Source organism: Sandarakinorhabdus sp. (assembly GCF_051860625.1).
Classification (GTDB): Bacteria; Pseudomonadota; Alphaproteobacteria; order Sphingomonadales; family Sphingomonadaceae; genus Sandarakinorhabdus.
Map to the genome: position 1 here is coordinate 147,257 of NZ_JBHYDQ010000004.1, position 20,559 is coordinate 167,815.

At 66.0% G+C, this 20,559-nt stretch carries 17 protein-coding genes; 11 read left to right on the forward strand and 6 right to left on the reverse strand.

The genetic code is table 11. The annotated features are described in order from the left end of the window. Positions 1–3: 3 nt before the first annotated feature. From ACTIEZ_RS05875 to phnF, 3 genes are all read right to left on the reverse strand, one after another. Positions 4–741: an endonuclease/exonuclease/phosphatase family protein gene (locus ACTIEZ_RS05875; RefSeq protein ID WP_439545723.1), complete on the reverse strand. Its 738-nt coding sequence runs from the start codon at positions 739–741 to the stop codon at positions 4–6. A 7-nt stretch (positions 742–748) separates the two neighbouring features. Next, positions 749–1,882: an alpha-D-ribose 1-methylphosphonate 5-triphosphate diphosphatase gene (locus ACTIEZ_RS05880; RefSeq protein WP_439545724.1), complete on the reverse strand. Its 1,134-nt coding sequence runs from the start codon at positions 1,880–1,882 to the stop codon at positions 749–751. Between the two features lie 68 nt (positions 1,883–1,950). Then, positions 1,951–2,715, reverse strand: coding sequence for a phosphonate metabolism transcriptional regulator PhnF (gene phnF, locus ACTIEZ_RS05885; RefSeq protein ID WP_439545725.1), 765 nt, complete (start codon positions 2,713–2,715; stop codon positions 1,951–1,953). Between the two features lie 119 nt (positions 2,716–2,834). On the opposite strand from phnF, the gene phnG reads away from it, so the two are divergent. From phnG to ACTIEZ_RS05935, 10 genes are all read left to right on the forward strand, one after another. Beyond that, positions 2,835–3,329 (forward strand): phosphonate C-P lyase system protein PhnG, encoded by a 495-nt coding sequence (gene phnG / locus ACTIEZ_RS05890; RefSeq protein ID WP_439545726.1) that lies wholly within the window; start codon positions 2,835–2,837, stop codon positions 3,327–3,329. A 4-nt stretch (positions 3,330–3,333) separates the two neighbouring features. Beyond that, the gene (gene phnH, locus ACTIEZ_RS05895; RefSeq protein ID WP_439545727.1) at positions 3,334–3,975 is read left to right on the forward strand and encodes a phosphonate C-P lyase system protein PhnH; all 642 of its coding nucleotides are present in this window, start codon (positions 3,334–3,336) and stop codon (positions 3,973–3,975) included. Positions 3,976–3,979: 4 nt separating this feature from the next. After that, on the forward strand, positions 3,980–5,110 hold the full coding sequence (locus ACTIEZ_RS05900) for a carbon-phosphorus lyase complex subunit PhnI (RefSeq protein ID WP_439545728.1): 1,131 nt from the start codon (positions 3,980–3,982) through the stop codon (positions 5,108–5,110). Further along, complete coding sequence (locus ACTIEZ_RS05905; protein ID WP_439545729.1) at positions 5,107–6,033, forward strand: alpha-D-ribose 1-methylphosphonate 5-phosphate C-P-lyase PhnJ; 927 nt, start codon at positions 5,107–5,109, stop codon at positions 6,031–6,033. Before ACTIEZ_RS05900 ends, ACTIEZ_RS05905 begins: the two co-directional genes overlap by 4 nt. Beyond that, positions 6,030–6,851 (forward strand): phosphonate C-P lyase system protein PhnK, encoded by an 822-nt coding sequence (phnK, locus tag ACTIEZ_RS05910; RefSeq protein ID WP_439545730.1) that lies wholly within the window; start codon positions 6,030–6,032, stop codon positions 6,849–6,851. Before ACTIEZ_RS05905 ends, phnK begins: the two co-directional genes overlap by 4 nt. A 23-nt stretch (positions 6,852–6,874) precedes the next feature. Continuing rightward, positions 6,875–7,576, forward strand: coding sequence for a phosphonate C-P lyase system protein PhnL (phnL, locus tag ACTIEZ_RS05915; protein WP_439545731.1), 702 nt, complete (start codon positions 6,875–6,877; stop codon positions 7,574–7,576). Positions 7,577–7,613: 37 nt separating this feature from the next. After that, positions 7,614–8,756 (forward strand): alpha-D-ribose 1-methylphosphonate 5-triphosphate diphosphatase, encoded by a 1,143-nt coding sequence (locus ACTIEZ_RS05920; RefSeq protein WP_439545732.1) that lies wholly within the window; start codon positions 7,614–7,616, stop codon positions 8,754–8,756. Then, positions 8,753–9,454 (forward strand): DUF1045 domain-containing protein, encoded by a 702-nt coding sequence (locus tag ACTIEZ_RS05925; RefSeq protein ID WP_439545733.1) that lies wholly within the window; start codon positions 8,753–8,755, stop codon positions 9,452–9,454. Before ACTIEZ_RS05920 ends, ACTIEZ_RS05925 begins: the two co-directional genes overlap by 4 nt. A 31-nt stretch (positions 9,455–9,485) precedes the next feature. After that, on the forward strand, positions 9,486–10,064 hold the full coding sequence (locus ACTIEZ_RS05930) for a class I SAM-dependent methyltransferase (RefSeq protein WP_439545734.1): 579 nt from the start codon (positions 9,486–9,488) through the stop codon (positions 10,062–10,064). 176 nt (positions 10,065–10,240) lie between these two features. After that, the gene (locus ACTIEZ_RS05935) at positions 10,241–11,848 is read left to right on the forward strand and encodes an N-acyl-D-amino-acid deacylase family protein (RefSeq protein ID WP_439545735.1); all 1,608 of its coding nucleotides are present in this window, start codon (positions 10,241–10,243) and stop codon (positions 11,846–11,848) included. 7 nt (positions 11,849–11,855) lie between these two features. Here ACTIEZ_RS05935 and ACTIEZ_RS05940 read toward each other — a convergent pair whose 3' ends face one another. The 3 genes from ACTIEZ_RS05940 to ACTIEZ_RS05950 form a co-directional block, all read right to left on the reverse strand. Then, positions 11,856–13,934, reverse strand: a complete 2,079-nt coding sequence (locus tag ACTIEZ_RS05940) for a BatD family protein (RefSeq protein ID WP_439545736.1) — start codon at positions 13,932–13,934, stop codon at positions 11,856–11,858. A 62-nt stretch (positions 13,935–13,996) separates the two neighbouring features. Further along, positions 13,997–15,715: a vWA domain-containing protein gene (locus ACTIEZ_RS05945; protein ID WP_439545737.1), complete on the reverse strand. Its 1,719-nt coding sequence runs from the start codon at positions 15,713–15,715 to the stop codon at positions 13,997–13,999. Next, complete coding sequence (locus tag ACTIEZ_RS05950) at positions 15,625–16,647, reverse strand: VWA domain-containing protein (RefSeq protein ID WP_439545738.1); 1,023 nt, start codon at positions 16,645–16,647, stop codon at positions 15,625–15,627. The genes ACTIEZ_RS05945 and ACTIEZ_RS05950 overlap by 91 nt, the downstream gene beginning before the upstream one ends. Positions 16,648–17,569: 922 nt before the next feature. Between ACTIEZ_RS05950 and ACTIEZ_RS05955 the strand changes: the two genes are divergently transcribed. Then, on the forward strand, positions 17,570–20,542 hold the full coding sequence (locus tag ACTIEZ_RS05955; protein WP_439545739.1) for a TonB-dependent receptor plug domain-containing protein: 2,973 nt from the start codon (positions 17,570–17,572) through the stop codon (positions 20,540–20,542). The last annotated feature ends 17 nt before the right edge of the window (positions 20,543–20,559 follow it).

A 20,559-nucleotide genomic window follows, 5' to 3' on the forward strand; every position in this document is an offset into this window, starting at 1 on the left:
GGGCTATTTTCGCACGATCAGCGCCATGACGCCGGCATGATCGCTGGCGATGGTCCCGTCTGGCATCGGCTGATCGAACACCAAGCGGGGCTCGGCGAGCCCCAGCGTGGCAGAGCCGGACGCAGGCGCACGCAGGGCGACATGATCGATCAGCGCCGCCGGCCGGCCAATCAGGCTGCTCTGCCCCGCCAGGCCCGTGGCCGTCGCGGTCCAGCCCGGCGCATGCAGCGCGGCCAGTTCAGGCGCATCCCACGGCGCGTTGAAATCGCCGGCCAGCACCAGCGCCGAATCCGGATCGGCGGCGGCGATGACGGCTGCCAGTTGCGCGGCGCGCAGGGCTGCCGCATCGCTGGTGCGCAAATGGCTGAGATGCAGGCTGGCCACACAGAGCGGGCCGGCTGCAGCGGCAAAGCGGCACAACAGCGCCTTGCGGCCGCCATCTGCAGGCGATGTTGGCAATTCGATGGCCGTAACCGCGCTGGGCGGCTGGCGGCTGAGGATGGCCACGCCGGAACTGGACATGATGCCGCTGCGCAGCTTGTGCCGGGCGGCAAGCGGCGTGCAGATCAGGCCCGTTCGCGCCGCCAGAACGACGCCGGTATCGCGCCCGCCGCCCACATAGACTTCCTGCAGGCAGATGATATCGGGGTCCAGCGCGGCCAGCCCGGCCGCGATTAGCGCCATACGCGCCGGCCAATCGCCTTCGTCCTTCCAGCTATTGAGGGTGACGACGCGTATCATGGCCGGATCACCCGACCCGTTCGCCCTGCACCCACACGCCGCGCACCACCACCTGGCCGGCCTGCCGGCGCACGCGCACCATATCGGCGCGCCGCCCGGGCACCAGCGCGCCGCGATCGTGCAGCCGCATGGCCCGCGCCGGCGCGCCGGTCACGGTATCGACCGCGCGTTCGATCGGCAGGCCCCAGCGGCCATTGGCCAGCGCAAAGGCACATTCCACCAGGCTGCGCGGCACATAATCCGATGCAAAGCCGATGTGCATGCCGGCATCGATCAGGTCGCTGGCCGGCACGTTGCCGGAATAGGAGCCGCCGCGGATCAGATTGGGCCCGCCCATGATCACACACATGCCGTGCGCCCGCGCCGCCTCGGCCGCTTCGAAGGTGACAGGAAACTCGGCAACGGTGACGCCGTGGCTGGCTGCGTCTTCGATATGGGCCACGGTCTCGTCGTCGTGGCTGGCGAGCGGCAGATTCTTGGCGCGGGCAATATCGGCAACGAATTTGCGGTTGGGCGCATCGTTGCGCGCCACGCGTTCGGCGCGTTCGGCCATGCGGGCGGCGATGTCGGCTTCGGTCAGCCCTTCCTTGCGCCACATGGCAAAGAAACGGCTGGCGTTGCGATATTGGCGCTGCCCCGGCGTGTGATCCATCAACGAAAACAGCCCGGTGAGCGGTTGTTCGGCCAGCGGCGGCAGCCAATCGGCCAGCACATCCGACGGCGCCTCGCAGCGCCAGTGAATCCGGTGATCGGCCTTCAGCACGCCGGCCGCCGCTGCCTGATGCAGCCCTGCCGTCAGCCGGTGCAGATTGTCCGGCGTGCGGGCAGCGGCGGCGCCAAACGAACCGACCGACAGCGAATCGTAAACCGTGGTGACGCCCACCGAAATGCACAGGCCGTCATGGACGATGGCGGCCGACACCGGATCCCAATCGATATTGGGGCGCGGGTAGAAGTGGCGTTCCAGATTGTCGGTGTGGATGTCGATGATGCCGGGGATCAGATAATCGCCATCGCAATCGATTCCGTGCCTGGTTGCGCCACTGTCGATGCCGGTGATCATGCCATCGGCGAAGGTCAGCGCACCTGCCACGACCCCACCGGGCGTGACGATACAGGCGTTGGACAGGATGTCGGTCATGAAGGCTCCAGCATTGTGGTCAGGGTGGCGGGATGGTCGGTTGGCGGTCGGCAGTGGGCGGGCAAGGTTCAGCCCGAACCCTCGGCCGTATCGCTGGTGATCAGGATTTCGACCCGGTCGGCGGCCATGCGGGCTTCGCCATATTCCAGCGGGCGCCCGGCACCATCGATATTCCAGGATCGGGTGAGAATCAGCGGGACATGCCGGGACAGGGCCAGCAACTGCGCCTCTGCCGCGGTCGGCAGGCGCGCGGAAATCTTGGTGCGCCGGCGGGTGTAATCGGCCACGCCGCAATCGGCGAGCGCCACGGTGATCGAGCGGGAGCGATCATAATGCTGGCGAAAGCCCGGCAGGCGTTCCGAAGCGAACCAGTGGCAGGCGATCGACAGCGGCTGATCATTGGCAAAGCCGATCCGTTCGATGAAGATCGTCGGGGAACCGGCCCTGATGCCCAGCGCCTGGGCGATGGCCGGGGTCGCCGGCTGCAATTCCAGTGTCAGTGTGCGTACCGAGGGCTGGGCCGCCTGCTGCTGCAACTGATCGGTGAAGCGGGTGCGCCGCCCGATCTGGTAGATGATCGACGGCCGCCGCACGAAGCTGCCGCGCCCTTGCGTCGATTCCACCAGCCCGCGCGATTGCAGCCAGGCCAGCGCGCGGCGCACCGTATGGCGGTTGGTGTCGAACTGCGCGCAGAGCTGCTGTTCCGTGGGCAGCCTGTCGCCAACCGCCAGCCGCCGTTCGGCGATGTCGGCTTCCAACCGCTTGGCAATGCTGAACCAGAGCCGCGATCCCGAATTTTCCGGTGCGCGACCCTGACGTTCCAGTGCTTGCATTACGCTTATCCTGAAGTTTTATTACAACAAGTTTTACGGCTGTCATATTATTGCAGCAATTAAACTGTTGTCGGTATATTATCATTCATCTACCACTAGGCAAGTAACGGGGACAACAAATGTCGGATTTGTCGACTGATGCCGGGGCAAGCGCGGAAAGATTTGTTGAAAACACCACTGCGGAACGGCAGCGCTGGCTGTCGGTGCTGGCCAAGGCATCGCCGGTGACCCTGCTGCCCTTGTGGGAGCAGGTGCAGGCACCCGACGCCGTGACGCTGCGCGCGCCGGAAGTCGGCATGGTGATGGTGCGCGGCCGTGCCGGTGGCACCGGCGATGCCTTCAATCTGGGCGAAGTGACGGTGACGCGCTGTGCGGTGCGGCTGTCCAGCGGCGAAACCGGCATTGGTTATGTGGCGGGCCGCGACAAGCGCCATGCCCATGCCGCCGCCGTGATCGATGCCATGCTGCAATCGCCCGCCCACCGCGAGACGGCCGAACGGCTGGTGATCGCACCGCTGCAGGCCGCAGCACAGGCGCAGGCCGATGTGGTCAGCCGCAAGGCCAAGGCCACGCAGGTCGAATTCTTCACCATGGTCCGCGACCGGAAGGCCTGAGCCGATGTCCACCGCTTCGCTTACGCTCGATCTTTCCGGGTTGCAGCCCGGATTTGCCGATCCGACTCTCGAAAGCCAGGCGGCGTTTCGGGCCATCATGAATGCCACGGCGCGGCCGGGCCTGATCGCCGATCTGTCGGCCGCGCCCACCCCGCCCGCTGGCCTGTGCCGGGCCGCCGGGGCCGCCGCGCTGACCCTGATCGATCAGGATACGCCGTTGTGGCTGGATACCGGGCTGCGCGGCGGCGCGGTGGAAAGCTGGCTGCGCTTTCACTGCACCTGCCCGCTGGCGGCGGCGCATGCGCAGGCTGCCTTTGCGCTGCTGCTGGCAGCGCCCGACATGCCGCCGTTGGCCGCGTTCAATCAGGGTGATGCGCGCTATCCCGATCAGGCTGCCACCGTGATCATCCTGCTGCCGGCGCTGCACGGCGGGCCGCAACTGGAACTGCGCGGGCCGGGCATTGCCGATCCGGCCAGGATCGCGCCGCAAGGCCTGACCGCAGCCTTCTGGGCCGAACGCGCCGAGCTGGTGGCGCATTTTCAGTTCGGCATCGATCTGATGCTGTGTGCGGGCGATGAACTGATCGCGATCCCGCGCACCACCCGCATCACCCTGCCACCCACCTCTTCGAATACGGGAGCCTGATGTCATGGCCTATGTTGCTGTAAAGGGCGGCGAGCGCGCGATCACCAACGCGCACGCCTGGCTGGCGGAAGCCCGCCGCGGCGATCCGGCGGTGCCGGAACTGTCGGTGGCGCAGATCCGCACGCAGATGCAGTTGGCGGTGGACCGGGTGATGGCCGAAGGTTCGTGCCACGATCCCGACCTGGCGGCACTGGCGATCAAGCAGGCGCGCGGCGATCTGCCCGAAGCCATTTTCCTGCTGCGCGCCTATCGCACCACCCTGCCGCGCTTTGGCGCCTCGGTGCCGGTGGAGACCGCACGCATGGCGGTGCAGCGTCGGGTGTCAGCGGCGTTCAAGGATATTCCGGGCGGCCAGGTGCTGGGCCCCACCTTTGATTACACCCACCGGCTGCTCGATTTCAAACTGGCCGCCGAAGGCGGCGTGCCGGCCGCCGCGCCGACCGCCGACGAACCGATGCCGGCCGAAATGCCGACCATCGCCTCGGTATTTGCCCACGAAGGCCTGCTGGAAACACCGGTGGTGGCCGCCGATGCGCCCGAACCCTTTGACCTGACGCGCGAGCCGTTGGGATTTCCGGCCGGGCGTGACCAGCGCCTGCAAGCGCTGGCCCGCGGCGACGAAGGTTTCCTGCTGTCGCTGGCCTATTCCAGCCAGCGCGGCTGGGGCTCCACCCACCCGCTGTGCGGCGAGATCCGCATGGGCGAGGTGAGCGTGGGCTTCGTGCCCGACGAATTGGGTTTCGAGATCGAGATTGCCGACATCACCATGACCGAGTGTCTGATGCTGTCCGGCTTCGCCAGCCTCGATGGCCAGGCGCCGCAATATACCACCGGCTATGGCCTGTCGTTCGGCCACAACGAACGCAAGGCGATGAGCATGGCGATCGTCGATCGCGCGCTGCGCGGTGCCGAATTCGGCGAGGAGGTGATGGCGCCCTGCCAGGATGCGGAGTTCGTGCTGTATCATGCCGATACCGTCGAGGCGTCCGGCTTTGTCCAGCACTTGAAACTGCCGCACTATGTCGATTTTCAGGCCGACCTGCTATTCCTGCGTCGGCTGCGCAAGGAACATGCCGCCGCCGCCGCCAGAGCTGCGGCAGCGCAGGCTGATCCGATGAAGGAAGCTGCGGAATGACGGCCCAATCCAGCCCCGCGGCCGCCAACAGCGAAGAGCGTTATTATAATTACGCCTATCTGGACGAGCAGACCAAGCGGATGATCCGCCGCGCCATCCTGAAGGCGCTGGCCGTGCCGGGCTATCAGGTGCCGTTCGGCAGCCGGGAAATGCCGGTGCCCTATGGCTGGGGCACCGGCGGCATCCAGTTGACCGCAGCGATCATCGGCCCGGACGATGTGTATAAATGCATCGATCAGGGCGCGGACGACACCACCAATGCCGTTTCCATCCGGCGGTTCTTTGCAGCGGTGGCCGATGTTGCCACCACCGAGGATACGGGCGCGGCCACGATCATCCAGAGCCGCCACCGCATTCCGGAACGGCCGCTGGAAGCCGGGCAAGTGATGGTGTTCCAGGTGCCGCAGCCGGAACCGCTGCGCGGCCTGGAACCGCGCGAAACCGAAACCCGCGCCATGCATGCCTATGCCGAATATGGCCTGCAATATGTCTCGCTGTATGAGAATATCTCGGCGTTCGGGCGCATTGCCGGCGGCGCTGGCTATCCGGTGCTGATCGACGAGCGCTATCTGATGAGCCCGTCGCCGATCCCCAAGTTCGACAATCCCAAGATGGACATGTGCCCGGCGATCCTGCTGTTCGGCGCGGGCCGTGAAAAGCGCATCTATGCGGTGCCGCCGTTCACCCGCGTGCGCAGCCTGGATTTCGAGGATTATCCGTTCGAGGTGCAAAGCTGGGACGAATGCTGCGCCCTGTGCGGCGCCACCGATTCCTACCTTGATGAAGTGGTGCTGGACGATTCCAACAATCGCATGTTCGTCTGTTCGGACAGCCATCATTGCAGCGAACGCCGCGCGCAGGGCCATGCCGGCGCACTGGCCGGCCATGTGCTGGCCCAACCCGAGCCGGAGCCCGCGCCATGAACCAGGCCCTTCTGAACGCGGCGGCCACTGACGCTGCCCCGTCTCCCGAAACACCGCTGCTGCAGGTGCAGGGCCTCACCAAGATGTATGGCCACATCACCGGCTGCATCGATGTCTCCTTCGAGATGCGCGCCGGCGAAGTGCTGGGCATCGTCGGCGAAAGCGGGTCGGGCAAGACCACGTTGCTGCACTGCATTTCCGGCAAGCTGCCTCCGACATCGGGCCGCATCGCCTTCAATGCGCGCCGCCATGGGCTGACCGACATCTATGCGCTGTCGGAACCCGATCGGCGGCGGATGCAGCGGGAGGATTGGGGCTTTGTGCACCAGAATCCGCGCGATGGCCTGCGCATGCGGGTATCGGGCGGCGCCAATGTCGCCGAGCCGCTGATGAACCTGGGGCAGCGCCATTATGGCGACATGCGCCGCGCCACCAGCGACTGGTTGGGCCGCGTGGAACTGGATCTGGCCCGCGTGGACGACAAGCCGCGCAATTTTTCCGGCGGCATGCAGCAGCGCATCCAGATCGCCCGCAACCTGATCCACAATCCGCGGCTGGTTTTCATGGACGAGCCCACGGGCGGCCTGGATGTGTCGGTGCAGGCGCGCCTGCTCGATCTGCTGCGCGAACTGGTCCGCGACATGGGGCTGGCGGCCATCATCGTCACCCACGACATGGCCGTGGCCCGGCTGATGGCTGACCGGTTGATGGTGATGAAGAACGGCCATGTCGTGGAAACCGGGCTGGCCGATCAGGTGCTCGACGATCCGCAGCACCCCTATACGCAGTTGCTGGTGTCGAGCGTGCTGCAGATCTGACCTCGGACACCAAGGACAATAACATGACCATGCCTGCCATCCGGGTCGACAATCTTTCCAAGCTGTTCACCCTGCACAACCAGGGGGCAACGGCGATTCCGGTGTTCGACCAACTCTCGCTGGAGGTGATGCCCGGCGAATGTGTGGTGCTGGCCGGCGAAAGCGGGGTCGGCAAATCCACCCTGATGCGCACCATCTATGGCAATTACCTGCCCAGTGGCGGCGGTGTGCATGTGATGCACGATGGCGCCATGGTCGATATCACGCGGGCCGCCGCGCATGACGTGCTGGACATAAGGCGGCGCACCCTGGGCTATGTCAGCCAGTTCCTGCGGGTCATCCCACGCATTTCAACGCTTGATCTGGTGATCGAGCCGCTGCTGGAAAATGGCGTGCCGGCCGATGAAGCGCGCGAACGGGCCATTGTCCTGCTCAACGCGCTGCGGCTGCCCGAAGCGCATTGGGACCTGCCACCAGCGACATTTTCCGGCGGCGAACAGCAGCGCGTGAACATCGCCCGCAGTTTCATCCGCGAATATCCGGTGCTGCTGCTCGATGAACCCACCGCCAGCCTCGATGCTGCCAACCGCGCCATTGTCGTCGATCTGATCAAGGCCGCGCTGGCCAAGGGTGCGGCGATGGTCGGCATCTTTCATGATCTGGACGTGCGCGACGCCGTGGCGACGCGCCTGTTCAATGTGTCCGATTTCAAGGCGGCTGCCTGACCGGGCCCGCCCACCTCCCGATCCTCTGGAGCCTGCCATGACCATCCGCCTGTTTTCCCGCCAGATCGTCGGGCCCGACGCGGTGGTGTCCGGCCATGTGCTGATCGACGGCCCGACGATTGCCGCGGTGGTTCCGGCGGACACGCCGCACGGGGATGCGATCGACCTTGGCGACGATCTGCTGATCGCCGGCCTGGTCGATATCCACACCGACAATCTGGAGAAACATTATCAACCGCGGCCGGGCGCGCTGTGGGATGCCGTGGGCGCCGCGCTGGCGCACGATGGCCAATGCATCACGGCCGGCATCACCACGGTGTTCGACAGCCTGTCGCTGCATGGCAGCAAGGATGGGCTAAACCGCAAGGAAGCGCTGGGCCCGATGATCGCGGCCATGGATGCGGCCGGCACCGAAGGCCTGCTGCGCGCCGAACATCTGCTGCACTTGCGCTGCGAAGTGACCAATCCGGAACTGCTGGCGCTGATGGCGCCGCATCTTCACAATCCGCGGCTGCGGCTGCTCAGCGTGATGGACCACACGCCCGGTCAGCGGCAGACGGTCAACATGGATCGCTTCAAGCTGGAACTGGAACGCGCTGGCATGTCGGCGGAGGAAATGGACACGATCCTGGCATCGCGCACCGCGTGGCGTGATTCCGCCGTTGCCCCGCGCAATCGCGCCGGGGTGGTGGCCCACGCCCGCGCACTTGGCATCGCCTTGATGAGCCATGATGATGAGAATGTCGGCCAGGTCGAGGAAAGCCATGATGATGGCTGCGTGGCCGCCGAATTCCCGGTGTCGCTGGCCGCGGCCCGGCGCGCGCGCGAACTGGGCCTGCTGAATGTGATGGGCGGCCCCAATTTCGTGCGCGGCGGCTCCCACTCCGGCAATCTGAGCGCGCGTGACTGTGCTGCGGCCGGCCTGCTGGACATTCTATCGTCGGATTATGTACCGCTTTCCATGCTGCGTGCCGCCTTCCAGTTGACCGAAGCGCCGTTCGGCTGGAGCCCGAGCGCGGCGCTGGCCACCGTGACGGTCAATCCGGCGCACATTGCGGGGCTGGCGGATCGCGGCCTGATTGCCGCCGGGCAGCGGGCCGATCTGGTGCAGGTGCACCGCGCCGGTGACGGTTGGCCGGTGCCGCGCGCCGTTTGGGTGAAAGGCGCGCGGGTCGCATGAGCGCTCGCTATGCCCTTTATTATGCGCCGCCGCAGGATCATGCCCTCACCATGCTGGCCAGCGCCTGGCTGGGCTATGATGCCTGGACGGGGGCGATGGTGGCACGGCCGGCGCTTGCCGGGCTGGACCTTGATGCGCAAGCGCTTGTCGCCTTGACCGGGGACGCCGGCCATTATGGCTTTCACGCCACCCTGAAGGCGCCGTTCGAACTGGCCGACAGCCGCAGCGAAGCCGATCTGCTCGTTGCCTTTGCCACGTTTGCTGCCGGGCAGCCGGCGTTCATGGCCGATCTGGCCGTCACTAGCCTCAGTGGCTTTGTGGCGCTGATGCTTGCCCAGCCCAATCCGGCGATGACTGGCTTGCACACCGCCTGTGTGCATGGGTTCGAACCGTTTCGCGCGGCATTGTCAGACGCCGATCTGGCCCGGCGGCGGCGCGCGCCGATGACGGCAGAACAGGATGCGCGGCTGATCGCCTATGGCTATCCCTGGATTTTCGAGGATTTCCGCTTTCACATGACGCTGACCGGGCGGGTGCGCGACGATGCCACTCGTGAACATGTCGTCAGCGCCCTGCGCGCCTATCTGGCGCCCGTGACCGGCCCGCACGAGATCGCGCAGCTCTGCCTGTTCCGCCAATCGCAGCGCAGCGAACCGTTCCGCATCATTGCTGCCGAACCGCTGACCGGCGGCGGTTGAACCACCCCGCTGCCAGACCAACGCCCACTGGATGACGGATGATCCCTCTGCTGGCTGGGAAGCCGTCGCCGGCCGCTTTGCCGCCCTGCGTTCCGATATCGGTGTCGAGATCGTTACCGATTGGGCCAGGCAGCTGCCGCCGGGCGGCAGCATCGTCGATATCGGCTGCGGCACTGGTGATCCCAATGCGCTGGCGCTGGCCGGGCAGGGTTTCTGCCTGTTCGGAATCGACCCTGCCCCCACCATGATTGCGGCCTTTCGCCAGCGGATACCCGGCGCCGCCACGGCCTGCGAGCGCGCCGAAGCCAGCCGGTTTTTCGATCGCCAATTCGATGCCGCCTTGGCCATCGGGCTGTTGTTCCTGCTGCCCGAAGCGGCGCAGCGCAGCATCATCCTGCAGATCGGCCGGGCCCTGCATCCCGGCGGCCATGTCCTGTTCACCGCGCCGCCGCACCCCTGCGCGTGGACCGACAATCTTACCGGCAAGCCTTCACGTTCGCTTGGCGCGGCACGATACCGCCAGTTGCTGGCGGCGGCAGGCTGCGATGTGATCGGCAGCAAGGTCGATACGGGCGGCAACCATTATCATCATGCCCGCGCCATGATGTGACAATGCGGTGGCATTTGGTGGGTGGCACATTCTCGGTGGGGGGCCTTGCGGGCGTGACGTTGACGGGTGCTTTCCACAGCCGCATAGTTCGCACTCTGGGGTGAGAACATGGCCATTGGTCGGCGGGGCATGTCGCTGCATGACCGACGGGCATTTCGGTGAAGGGAGGCATCGCAATGGCGAAACGGCTGGAAATGGTTGGCAGGGCATCGGCGCGGGCACTGGCGGCGGCGTGGATCGCCGCTGCTGGGGTGGCATCGGCACAGCCGGTTGCCGATGTGCTGATCCGCGGCGGCACGGTTTATGACGGATCCGCCACGATGACGCCTTACGTGGGCGATGTCGCCATCACCGGCAACCGGATCAGCTATGTCGGGCCGCGGGCCGACGTGACCGCAAAGCGCATTGTCGATGCCACTGGCAAGATCGTTGCTCCCGGCTTCATCGACCCCCACACCCATGCCCAGCATTTCCTGGAATCGCCTGATCCCAAGCAGCGGCAGGTGCCCGCCTGGCTGGCCCAGGGTGCCACCACCCTGTTCCTTGGTGTCGATGGCCGCGGCGACCCTGGCCTCAAGCGCATTTTCAGCAAGTTCAAGTCTGATGGCATTGGCGTCAATGTCGCGTCCTATGTCGGTTATGGCAATATCCGCGAGGCGGTGATCGGGCCGGACGCCCGCGCGCCGACTGCGGCCGAACTGGCCCGGGAAAAGGCGCTGGTTGCCCAAGGCATGTGCGAGGGTGCGATCGGCCTGTCGACCGGCCTGTTCTATGTTCCCCAAACCTATTCGAAGACCGACGAGATCATCGCACTTGCCAGGGAAGCGGCGACGCGCGGCGGCGTCTATGATACCCATACCCGCGATTATTCCGATTTCACGGTGGGGGCGATCGCCTCGTTCCGCGAGGCGCTGACCATCGGCAAGGAAGCCGATATTCCGGTGCACCTCAGCCACATCAAGATCATTGGCCCCAGGCTGTGGGGGAAATCGGTCGAGGTCATCAAGATGGTGGACGATGCGCGCGCCGCCGGCCAGAAGGTGACCGCCAGCCAATATCCCTACACCGGAAACGGCACCAGCATCACGGCGATGTTCGTGCCCAACTGGGCCATGGATGGCGGGCGCGAGGCGTTGCTGAAGCGGCTCGACAATCCCGAGACGCTTGATCGGATCAAGACCGAGATGACCCGCAACCTTGAACGGACCGGCGGCCCGAACAAGTTCATGTTCCGCGCGCCCGGGATGCCACAAACCGGCAAGTTCATGGACGTGGTGGCCAAGGAATGGGGCATGGCCCCGGTTGACGCTGCCATCCGCATCCTGAAGCAGGGCGGCAGCCAGTCGCTGATCGGTTTCGTCATGGGCGAGGCGGACATCGCCAATTACATGAAGCAGCCGTGGACCCTGACCGATTCCGATGGCGGCGAAGGCCACCCGCGCGAATATGGCACGTTCCCGACCAAATATCGCAAATATGTTGTCGAGGAGAAGGTGATCACCCTGCCCTTCTTCATCCGCAATTCCACCGGCGCCACCGCCGATGCCTTTGGCATCAAGGAACGCGGCTATCTGAAGGCCGGCTATTTCGCCGACATCGTGGTGTTCGATCCCGAGACCTTCGCGCCCAAGAATGATTTCAACAAGGTCGCCGTTCTGGCCGAAGGCGTGACGGACCTGTTCGTCAACGGCGCGGCGGCGATCGAGTCTGGCAAGATGACCGTGGCGCTGTCGGGCATGCCGCTGCCGCACACGCCGCCGCCGGGGACCTGCCCGGCGTCCTGACCGGACCTCAGGGCGCCGGCTGCCAGATCGGCACAAGCTCCTCACGGCGGAGCCAGCCAGAACGGCCATCGGGGGTACGCACCGCCACCCAGCCCATGAAGCCGGCGTCCATGTGGGCGGCCGTGCCCGGTGGCAGCACCCAGATCGTCTCGCTGTCCGGGGTGGCGACAGGCAGCGGTCGCAGCGCTGCCTGTCGCACGATGATGGCGGCATCGGGGGCCGATGCTGCGCCATATTCCTGTTGCCCGGCCACCCCGACCGCCATGCCGAGCACACCCATCCCGCCCGCGACGCCGGCAAGCAGGCGCCGGACCCGATGTGCATGACCAAAGCGCTGCAGCAGCAACAGGCCGAAGCCGCCGGTCGCACAGAGCGCGGCGACAATGGCGAGACGCTGCCAGCCCAGCGGCGGCAACAGTCCCGCAAGATTGCCGCGCAAAGTGTCGGGCACCGGCAAGCCGCCGCGGGCGCGGCCGCCAACGCCTGATTCCTGCGCCACCAGTTTCCAGAGTGACGTCGTCTCGGCCGAGCGGGGATTTTGCACCCAGGCAATGCCGGCATGCGCGGCTGCGATATCCCATTGACCAGCCGCCGCCGCCGTGCGCGCCAGCGTGTAGTGGGCGATCCAGTCACGCGGTGCGACCTTGGTGGGTGCTGGCGAAGGCGCGGCAGCGCCCGCCGCGACGTGCAGCCCAGCCAGGCACAGCAGCAACACCACCGGCGCCAGCCGCGCCGCCGTGAGGATGCGGACCGGCCGGAATGGCGGCGGTTCGCCCGCCAGTGCCAGCGCCGCACTGGCGCGTGCATGCCAATCGGGGGGCAATGGCACATCGGGGCCATAGAGACAGCGATCGGCTTCGTGCCACAGCTCAGCCCAATCGGAATCAGGGATCATGGCCGGGGTGGGCGCGGCGTGGCCAAGCTGGAGGCGGGTGCCGGCATCGCGCTGCCAATGGCGCAGCAACTGGCGCTGCCCACGGGCATCGGCCGCCGCGGCCAATGCGTGAAGCGTGCGGATCAACCGGGCATGGGCGCGGCGTGACGGCCGGTGCGGATCGGTCACCAGCGCACGGTGGATGGCCAGTCCCAGCCAGAGCAAGGACAGCAACACGCCAGGCAGCGCCAAGCCGGCCGTCCATGCCCAGCGCGGCAGCGGTGGCGAGGCGTCGCCGATCCCGGCGAGCGGCCCGGGCAGGCGATCATCGGCTGGTGGCGGCGTCGGATCGGGGTCGTAGCCAGGGGCGACACTGCCGGCAGCGCCCGGCGCGATCGTCATCTCGATGGCCGGTGCCGACACGGTCCGGTACTTGCCGGCGCGGGGATCGAAGACAGTCATTTCGACAGGCCCAAGGGCGAAACGGCCCGGCCTGCGCGGCACGATGGTGATGGCCTCGCTGACGGTCCGTTCGAACAGGCTGTCGCTGGCGTCGTTGCTGCGCCTGGGCGCGCCCAGCACGTCGAAATCGCGTTGCAGCGGGCGCGAGGGGATGCCGCCAAAGCCCATCCAGTTGCCGGTACCGGACAATCGCACGGTCCAGGTGATCGGCTTGCCGGTTTCGCCCGTGGTCTTGTCCACCGCCGATTGCAGTGTGAAATCGCCGACCGCGCCGCCAAAGCCTGCCGGAGGCGGCGGCAGCGCCCGCACGGTCAGCCGGCCCGCGCCGCCCGTGGCCGCCACCGCGCCGATGTTGGCGATGGTGACACCGCTGGTCTCATAGGAACCGGTGACGATCTGCATCTGCTGCGTCGGCGGCGGCAAGGCGATGCTGCCCGCCGCGAGGGCGATGGCGCGCGTCGTGAACGACAGATCGGCACGCGTTCGGCCAGCCTGCGGATAGGGTGTTCCCAGCGGCAGGCGCGTCCAGCCCTCGATGACCAGCGGATCCGCCTTCCAGCCCAGATCGCCTTCCAGATATCGAAACAGGTCCCAATCGACCTGCCAGGCAAAGCCCAGCGAGAACACCTCACCAGCCCAGGGTTGGCGTTTGGGCAGCTGGAACGCGCCGGTGACGACATCGTCGGGCGCCGGCGGGGATGGCGGCGGCGCTGGTGGTGGCGGCGGTGGCGCTGCGGCCAGCGACGCCACGGCCAGCAGGATCGCCAGCCACGGCCTTACCCACGGCCTTACCCAAGGCCTTACCCAAGGCCCTACCATGTCTGGCCAGTTTTGCGCGGCGCGGCTGGCTCCTGCGCCTGCATCATGCGAAACAGGTCGCCCGGCTGATCGGCCTCCCGCAGCTTTTCGAGGATATAGCCCGGCTTCACGAGCGAGGGCACGCGCCACTCGGCCTGTTCGGGGCCGGGGCGACTGGTGCCGCCAACACGGCGTTCATCGGGCGGCTTGCCCTTGGGATCAAAGCCGGCCTCATCCGGGTCGGGCGCTTCGTCGCCGGCGTCCGGCTCGCCCATGGGTTCGCCATCGCCCTCTTCGGGATCATCGGCGGTACGCTGCGGGCGCAGCAGCCGCTGCAGCTTGCCGCGCAGTTCGGCCCAGCCGGGCCGGCCCGGATCGAGCGCCCGGCCGGCATCAACTGCGGCCACGCCATCCATCAGCACGCCGATCTGCAATGGATGCACATGCTGGCGATGTTCCTCGCCATAGGCCAGCGTGGCCTGGGCCAGCGCCAGATAATCATCGGCACTGCGCGCGCGGCCTGTCACCATCGTGCCGACCACCTGCTTGATTTCGCGCAGCGGGTCAGGCTCGTCCGGTGGCGGCTTGACCGCATGGCCTGCGGTGGCGGAGACGAACAGCACGACCGCCACGCTCGCCAGCGCGGCCGGAAGCGGGGGCCGGGGCCGGAACCGGCTCTTCAACCGGCCAAGGCGCGGGCGTGCCGGCCACTCGCGTGCCGCACTCCACAGCAGCAGCAGCAGCGCAGGCAGGATGAGCCATCCGAAGCGCTCTGCGGTTGCCGCCGCACCGGCGCCCGGCGCACGGCCGGCGGCGGCATTTCGGATCGCATCGACACGCGCGGCCAGGGCGCTGGCCTGGTTGGCATCGAGATAGGCGCCGTCGGACCCTTGCGCGATGGCGCGCAGCACGTCCGCATTCAGCCGCGTGCGCACCTCGGCACCGTCGGTACTGCGGATGACGGCGCCTTCGGCGGTGCCAAGTCCCACCGTGACAACAGCAATGCCGCGCGCGCGCACGTTGGCGAGTATCGGGCGCCACTGGGTCGGCTCCGCCTCACCATCGGACAACAGCACGATGGTGCGGTGGGTCGCCTCGTCGTTGAAGGCCTTCATGGCCACCTCGAGCATGGCGGCAAGATCGCTGCCCGGCACGAGGATCTGATCGGGATGCACCGCCGGCAGAAACGTATCGAGCAGCGTGTGATCGGCGCTGGGCGCGGCCAGCAGATAGGCGCGCCCGGCAAAGCCGACGAGGCCGATATCGGCAAGCGGCGATTCATCGACGAAGCGGCGTGCGATGCCGCGGGCCCGCTCCAGCCGCGACGGCAAGTCATCGGTCGCCAGCATGCTGCGCGACAGGTCGAGTGCGATCACCACTTCGTGCCGCACCGGCCCGGCCACAGGCGCCTGGCCCCATTGCGGCCGCCCCAGGGCCAGCACGATCAGGAGCAGCGCCGCCACGAAGCGCCACGGCACCGCAGGCAGCGCCTGCCCCAGCCGTACCCTGCCGCCAGCGACATGGGCATACTGCACATGAGGCAAGGCTGAGTCCACCGGGCTGCGGGGCCGGACCAGCAGAATCAGCAGCACTGCCAGCGCGGCAAGCGCGGCGGCCAGCATCGTCCAGGGCGCGGCAAGGCTCATGCCGGCTGCCGGTACGCTGCCGCGCCGCTGCGGCGCAGGCCGGGCGCCGCAACCGCCAGCAACAGGATCGCCGGCAACGCCAGCCATGGATAAAGCTCATCGATCCGAACGGTGCGGCGAACGCTGAACTGCGCCTTCCTTGCCGCATCGATCGCGGCGAATGCCGCCGCCAGCGCCTTCGCATCGCCGGCCATGAAGAAGCGCCCTCCGGTTTGTGCCGAAATGGTTTTCAGGGCCTCGATATCGAGCGCCGAGGGTTGCTGCCGGGTACCGATGCGCCGGCCATCGGGCGCGAACACCGGAAACGGCACCATGCCATTGCGCCCCGTGCCAACCGTGTAGATGGGAATGGTGCGAAAACGCGCCAGGGCGGTGGCTTCGGCAGGGGTAAGTTCCCCACTGTTGTTGCTGCCATCGGTCAGCAGCACGATGAAGGCGCCGCCCGTGCCGGCCGATGCGGCCCGCGCCTTGGCTATATTGTTCAACGCCACACCAAGCCCATCGCCGATGGCCGTGCCATCGTCGATGAGGCCGATGCGCAGCGCGGCCACCTGACGGGCGAGCCAGGCATGATCGGTGGTCAGCGGTGCCAGGGTGATGGCGCGACGGGCGAAGACGGCAATCCCGATCCGATCGTTCGGGCGCCGCTTGACGAATTGCTGAATGACCGGACGTATCGTTTCCAGCCGATTGATCGGCCCCTTGGGGCCCCGGTAATCCTCCGACAACATCGATGTCGACAAGTCGATGGCGAGCATCAGGTCATAGCCCTGCTGTTCGATCTTCTGATCGGTGCTGATCTGTTGCGGCCGCGCCAGCGCAACGATCAGCAGCGCCAGCGCCGCGTAAAGTGCAGCAATGCGCGATGCACCGGCAATGCTGCTGCTGCCTGACCATGCTGCCGCATAGGGCACGACCCGCAAGGGGGCTCGCCCCCGATGGCGCCGCCACAGCATGATGGCCGGGATGACCAGCAACCCCAACAGCACCAGCGGATCGGCAAGGCGGACGTCCGTCATCTGCGCTCAACCCCGGCGAAGCGACCAGCGGCACGCGGTGCGTTGTGGCCACGCCGCCTGCCGTTCCCGCGGCCGCGCGCGCCGCGGCCCATGTCCCCTCCTGAAGGCCATTCGCAATTCCTGTACCGGGCCGGACGACTTGCGCCACGCCGCGCCAGCCATCGAACGCGCGAGGGACAGCTTGGCAAAGGCGCCTGTCGTCACGGTCTTCAAATCGGCTGAGACAGCGAATCGCCGAATGCCGCAAACCCACCTGAATAGGATGGAATACGAGCCCTGCCGGGAAGGCAATAACCTGAATTGCCTTGGTTTTGGCAAGGCAGGGGTGCGACGGGAGACCGGGCGACCGTTCGATCCCATTGCCGCGGCGCACGGCGCGCGCATCGATCGAGGCCACCGCGAGACAGCCGGACATGCGCATCGGCGCCGTTGCGACTGGTCGTGAACGCTGGTCACCCAAGATGTTGCCGATGGCGCCACCTGCAACACCAACGCGGCAAACGCTGGCAGCGCATACAAAGTCAATTTGTTAGCGGCGCCCGGTGCGCTTGCGCGCCAGCGTTCGGACGTCTCGGGCGCCGCCAGCCGTTGCTGCAACAGCGATCAATGGGCGATCATCCCGATGCCGGCACGCGCGCCGGGCCTTGCCCGACCGGGCGCTTGCGGCCTGCGATTTTCAACGATCAGCATGAGGGGTGCGCAGGGCCATCGATAGCCTTGGGCTATGGATATCGAACCACTTAACATGGCCAATGCCGCAGGGCATCCAATTGACGCCGGGCAGCGCACTGATAGCGTTCCATGGTCGGTTGGCCAAGTTGCACCCTTAAGACGCAATTGTGAAACTTTTGCTTTTATCGAGTGCGGGGTTGGCCTCCGTGGGGAGGAAAATGGGGCATCCGGATCAACGAGGGGACATGACATGCGCACTTTGCTGACTTCGATACACGCCACCCGCAGGGGGCTGCTGGGGACATTGCTGCTGACCGGTGCGACGGCTGCCTATACGCAGGAAGCGCCGCCGGTCGTGGCGGCGCAGGCCGCCGAAGCACCGGCCGATGAAGCCCTGGTGACGGTGACGGGTTCGCGCATCTCGCGCTCGGGCTTTGATCAGCCGACCCCGGTGACGGTGATCGACCAGGCGGCCATCCAGGCCGCCGCGGAACCGAACCTGGCCGATTTCGTCAACCAGATCCCGTCGGTGGTTGGCAGCGTCACGCCGGCCAACACTCAGCGCAACCTCAGCGGCGGCACCTCTGGCCTCAACACCATCAACCTGCGCAACCTTGGCTCCAACCGCACACTGATCCTGCTGGATGGGCGCCGCTCGGTCGGGTCGGCCATCAATGGCACCGTCGACATCAACACCATCCCGCAGGGCCTGGTGAAGAGCGTCGAAGTCGTCACCGGTGGTGCCTCTTCGGTCTATGGTTCGGACGCCGTTGCCGGTGTCGTGAACTTCATTCTGGACAAGAAGTTCACTGGCCTGAAGGGCGATCTCACTTATGGTGAGACCACCTATGGCGACGACACGACCTACCGCATCTCGCTGACCGGCGGCATGAAGTTCGCCGGCGGCCGCGGCCACATCATCGTCAGCGGTGACTTTCTTGACCGCGCCGGCGTGTTGGGTGCCCCGCGGCCGTGGGCGAGCGAAAACGTCCACCTGATCCAGAACCCGGCATTTGTGCCGGGCAACGGGCGACCCGAACTGCTGGCCAGCGCGCGCACCGGTCTCAACACGTTGACGGCAGGCGGCATCATCACCAGGCCACTGGCGTCCCAGTCGGCGGCATCGCTGAACTATCTTGGCACCTATTTTGGTGTTGGCGGCACGATCAACCAGTATAATTTCGGTGAGAACCGTCTCAACAACAGCCCGTGGACCCTGGGCGGTGACTTTCTTGTCAGCCAGCACTTCGACCAGACGTCGATCCAGCCGGGCGAAAATGTGAAGAGCATTTTCGGCCGCGTGAGCTTCGAAGTCGCCAGCAATTTCGAAGTGTTCGCTGAAGCCACGTATAATGCATCGAGATCAGCCAACGCGGGCGGCTATCTCACCAGCAAGGGCAACATCACGGTCAACACGCGCAACCCCTTCATTCCCGAGCCGCTGCGCAGCCGGATGATCGCCGATGGCATCGGCGATTTCCGTATCGGCAGCTGGGAAGGCGACCTGCCGGCCCGGTTCAGCAACAATGATCGTCGTGTGCAGCGCTATGTTGCCGGTTTCACCGGCGGCTTCGACGCGCTGGGTTCGGACTGGAACATCGACGGCTATTATCAGCATGGTGTTTCGAATGTTCGTGTCCAGTTGAACCAGATCATCAACCGCACCAAGCTCAACTATGCGCGCGATGCGGTGCGCGACAGTTCGGGGAACATTGTCTGCCGCGCGACGGCTGCACGACTGGCCGATCCGCTGTTTGCAGGCTGCTTGCCCTACAACAGCTTTGGCACCGGCGTGAACTCGCAGGCCGTGGTGGATTATATCGTCGGCGATCCGTACACCGATCAGAAGTACACGCAGGATGTTGCGGCCGTAAACTTCAGCACCTCGATCGAGAACGGGCTGATCGATCCGATCGGTATCGCCTTTGGTGTTGAACATCGCCGTGAAGCGGTAAGCGGCTTTGTCGAGGACCAGTTCCGCAGCGGCTGGATTGTCGGCAACTTCGAAGCCACGCAGGGCTCGTTCAACGTCACCGAAGCCTATCTTGAAACATTGTTCCGGCTGCCGCTTGGCTTCGAATTTGCCGGTGCGGCGCGCTACACCGATTACAGCCAGTCGGGCACGGTAGTGACCTGGAAGACCGGCCTGACCTGGCAGCCGGTTGACGACCTGCGGCTGCGCTTCACCCGGTCACGCGACATTCGCGCGCCCAACCTGGGTGAATTGTTCCAGGCCGGTTCGCGGCGTACCAACACGGTTTCCGACCCGTGGCAGACGGGCCGTCCGGCCGTACGGTTCACGGAGACCGTGACCGGCAACCTGGCGCTGCAACCTGAAAAGGCCGACACGCTGGGCTTTGGCGCCGTCTATCGCCCGTCCTATCTGCCGGGCTTTGGCCTGTCGGTGGATTATTACGACATCAGGATCAACGGCGCGGTTGGGCTGGTGACAGCCCAGGAAATCATGGACCTGTGCCGAAGCGACACCAGCCCCGAGCTTTGCAACCGCATCCAGGCGATTGTTGCCCAGGGCACCGCCAACGAGCGAACCATCGGCTTTGGCCAGGCCGGATTCTCGCTGGCGGGCGGCGCGCCTGGTGTCGATGAATATCTGATCGCCAATTCGCCGGTGAACTTCGTGACCAACCGGGCGCGGGGTATCGACTTTGAAGCCAGCTATCGCTTCAATCTCAACAACATCATCGGCAAAGCGCCGGGCAATATCGCCCTGCGTGCAGTGGCGACCCGCTTCCTTGAAGACTCGGCGGAAAGCCCGGTGCAGTCCAAGATCAACACTGCGGGCCAGAACACATTTGGCGGACCGCCGAACTGGACCTTCCGGGCCACGCTTGATTATACCATCCCGGATACGTTCAGCTTCCAGCTGGTCGGTCGTGGGCTAAGCTCCGGTGTCTACAGCAATGATTTCACCGAGTGCCAGACGACCTGCCCCAATCCGATCAACGAACGGTTCCGGACGATCGACAACAACCGCATCCCGGGCGCCTTCTACCTCGACACCTTCCTGTCGTACACGCTGCCCGTCGAACGCTTCAAGCCGCAGCTGTACCTGCAGGTCCGCAACCTTCTGAACGAGGATCCGGTGAAGATCGGCAAGGGCCCGTCCGACAACTCGAACGTCGATGTTGGCATCAACCAGACCCTGTATGACTTCCTGGGCCGGACGTTCCGCATCGGCATCAGGTTCAACTTCGGCGGCTGACCCAGAGCGTCCCCGCC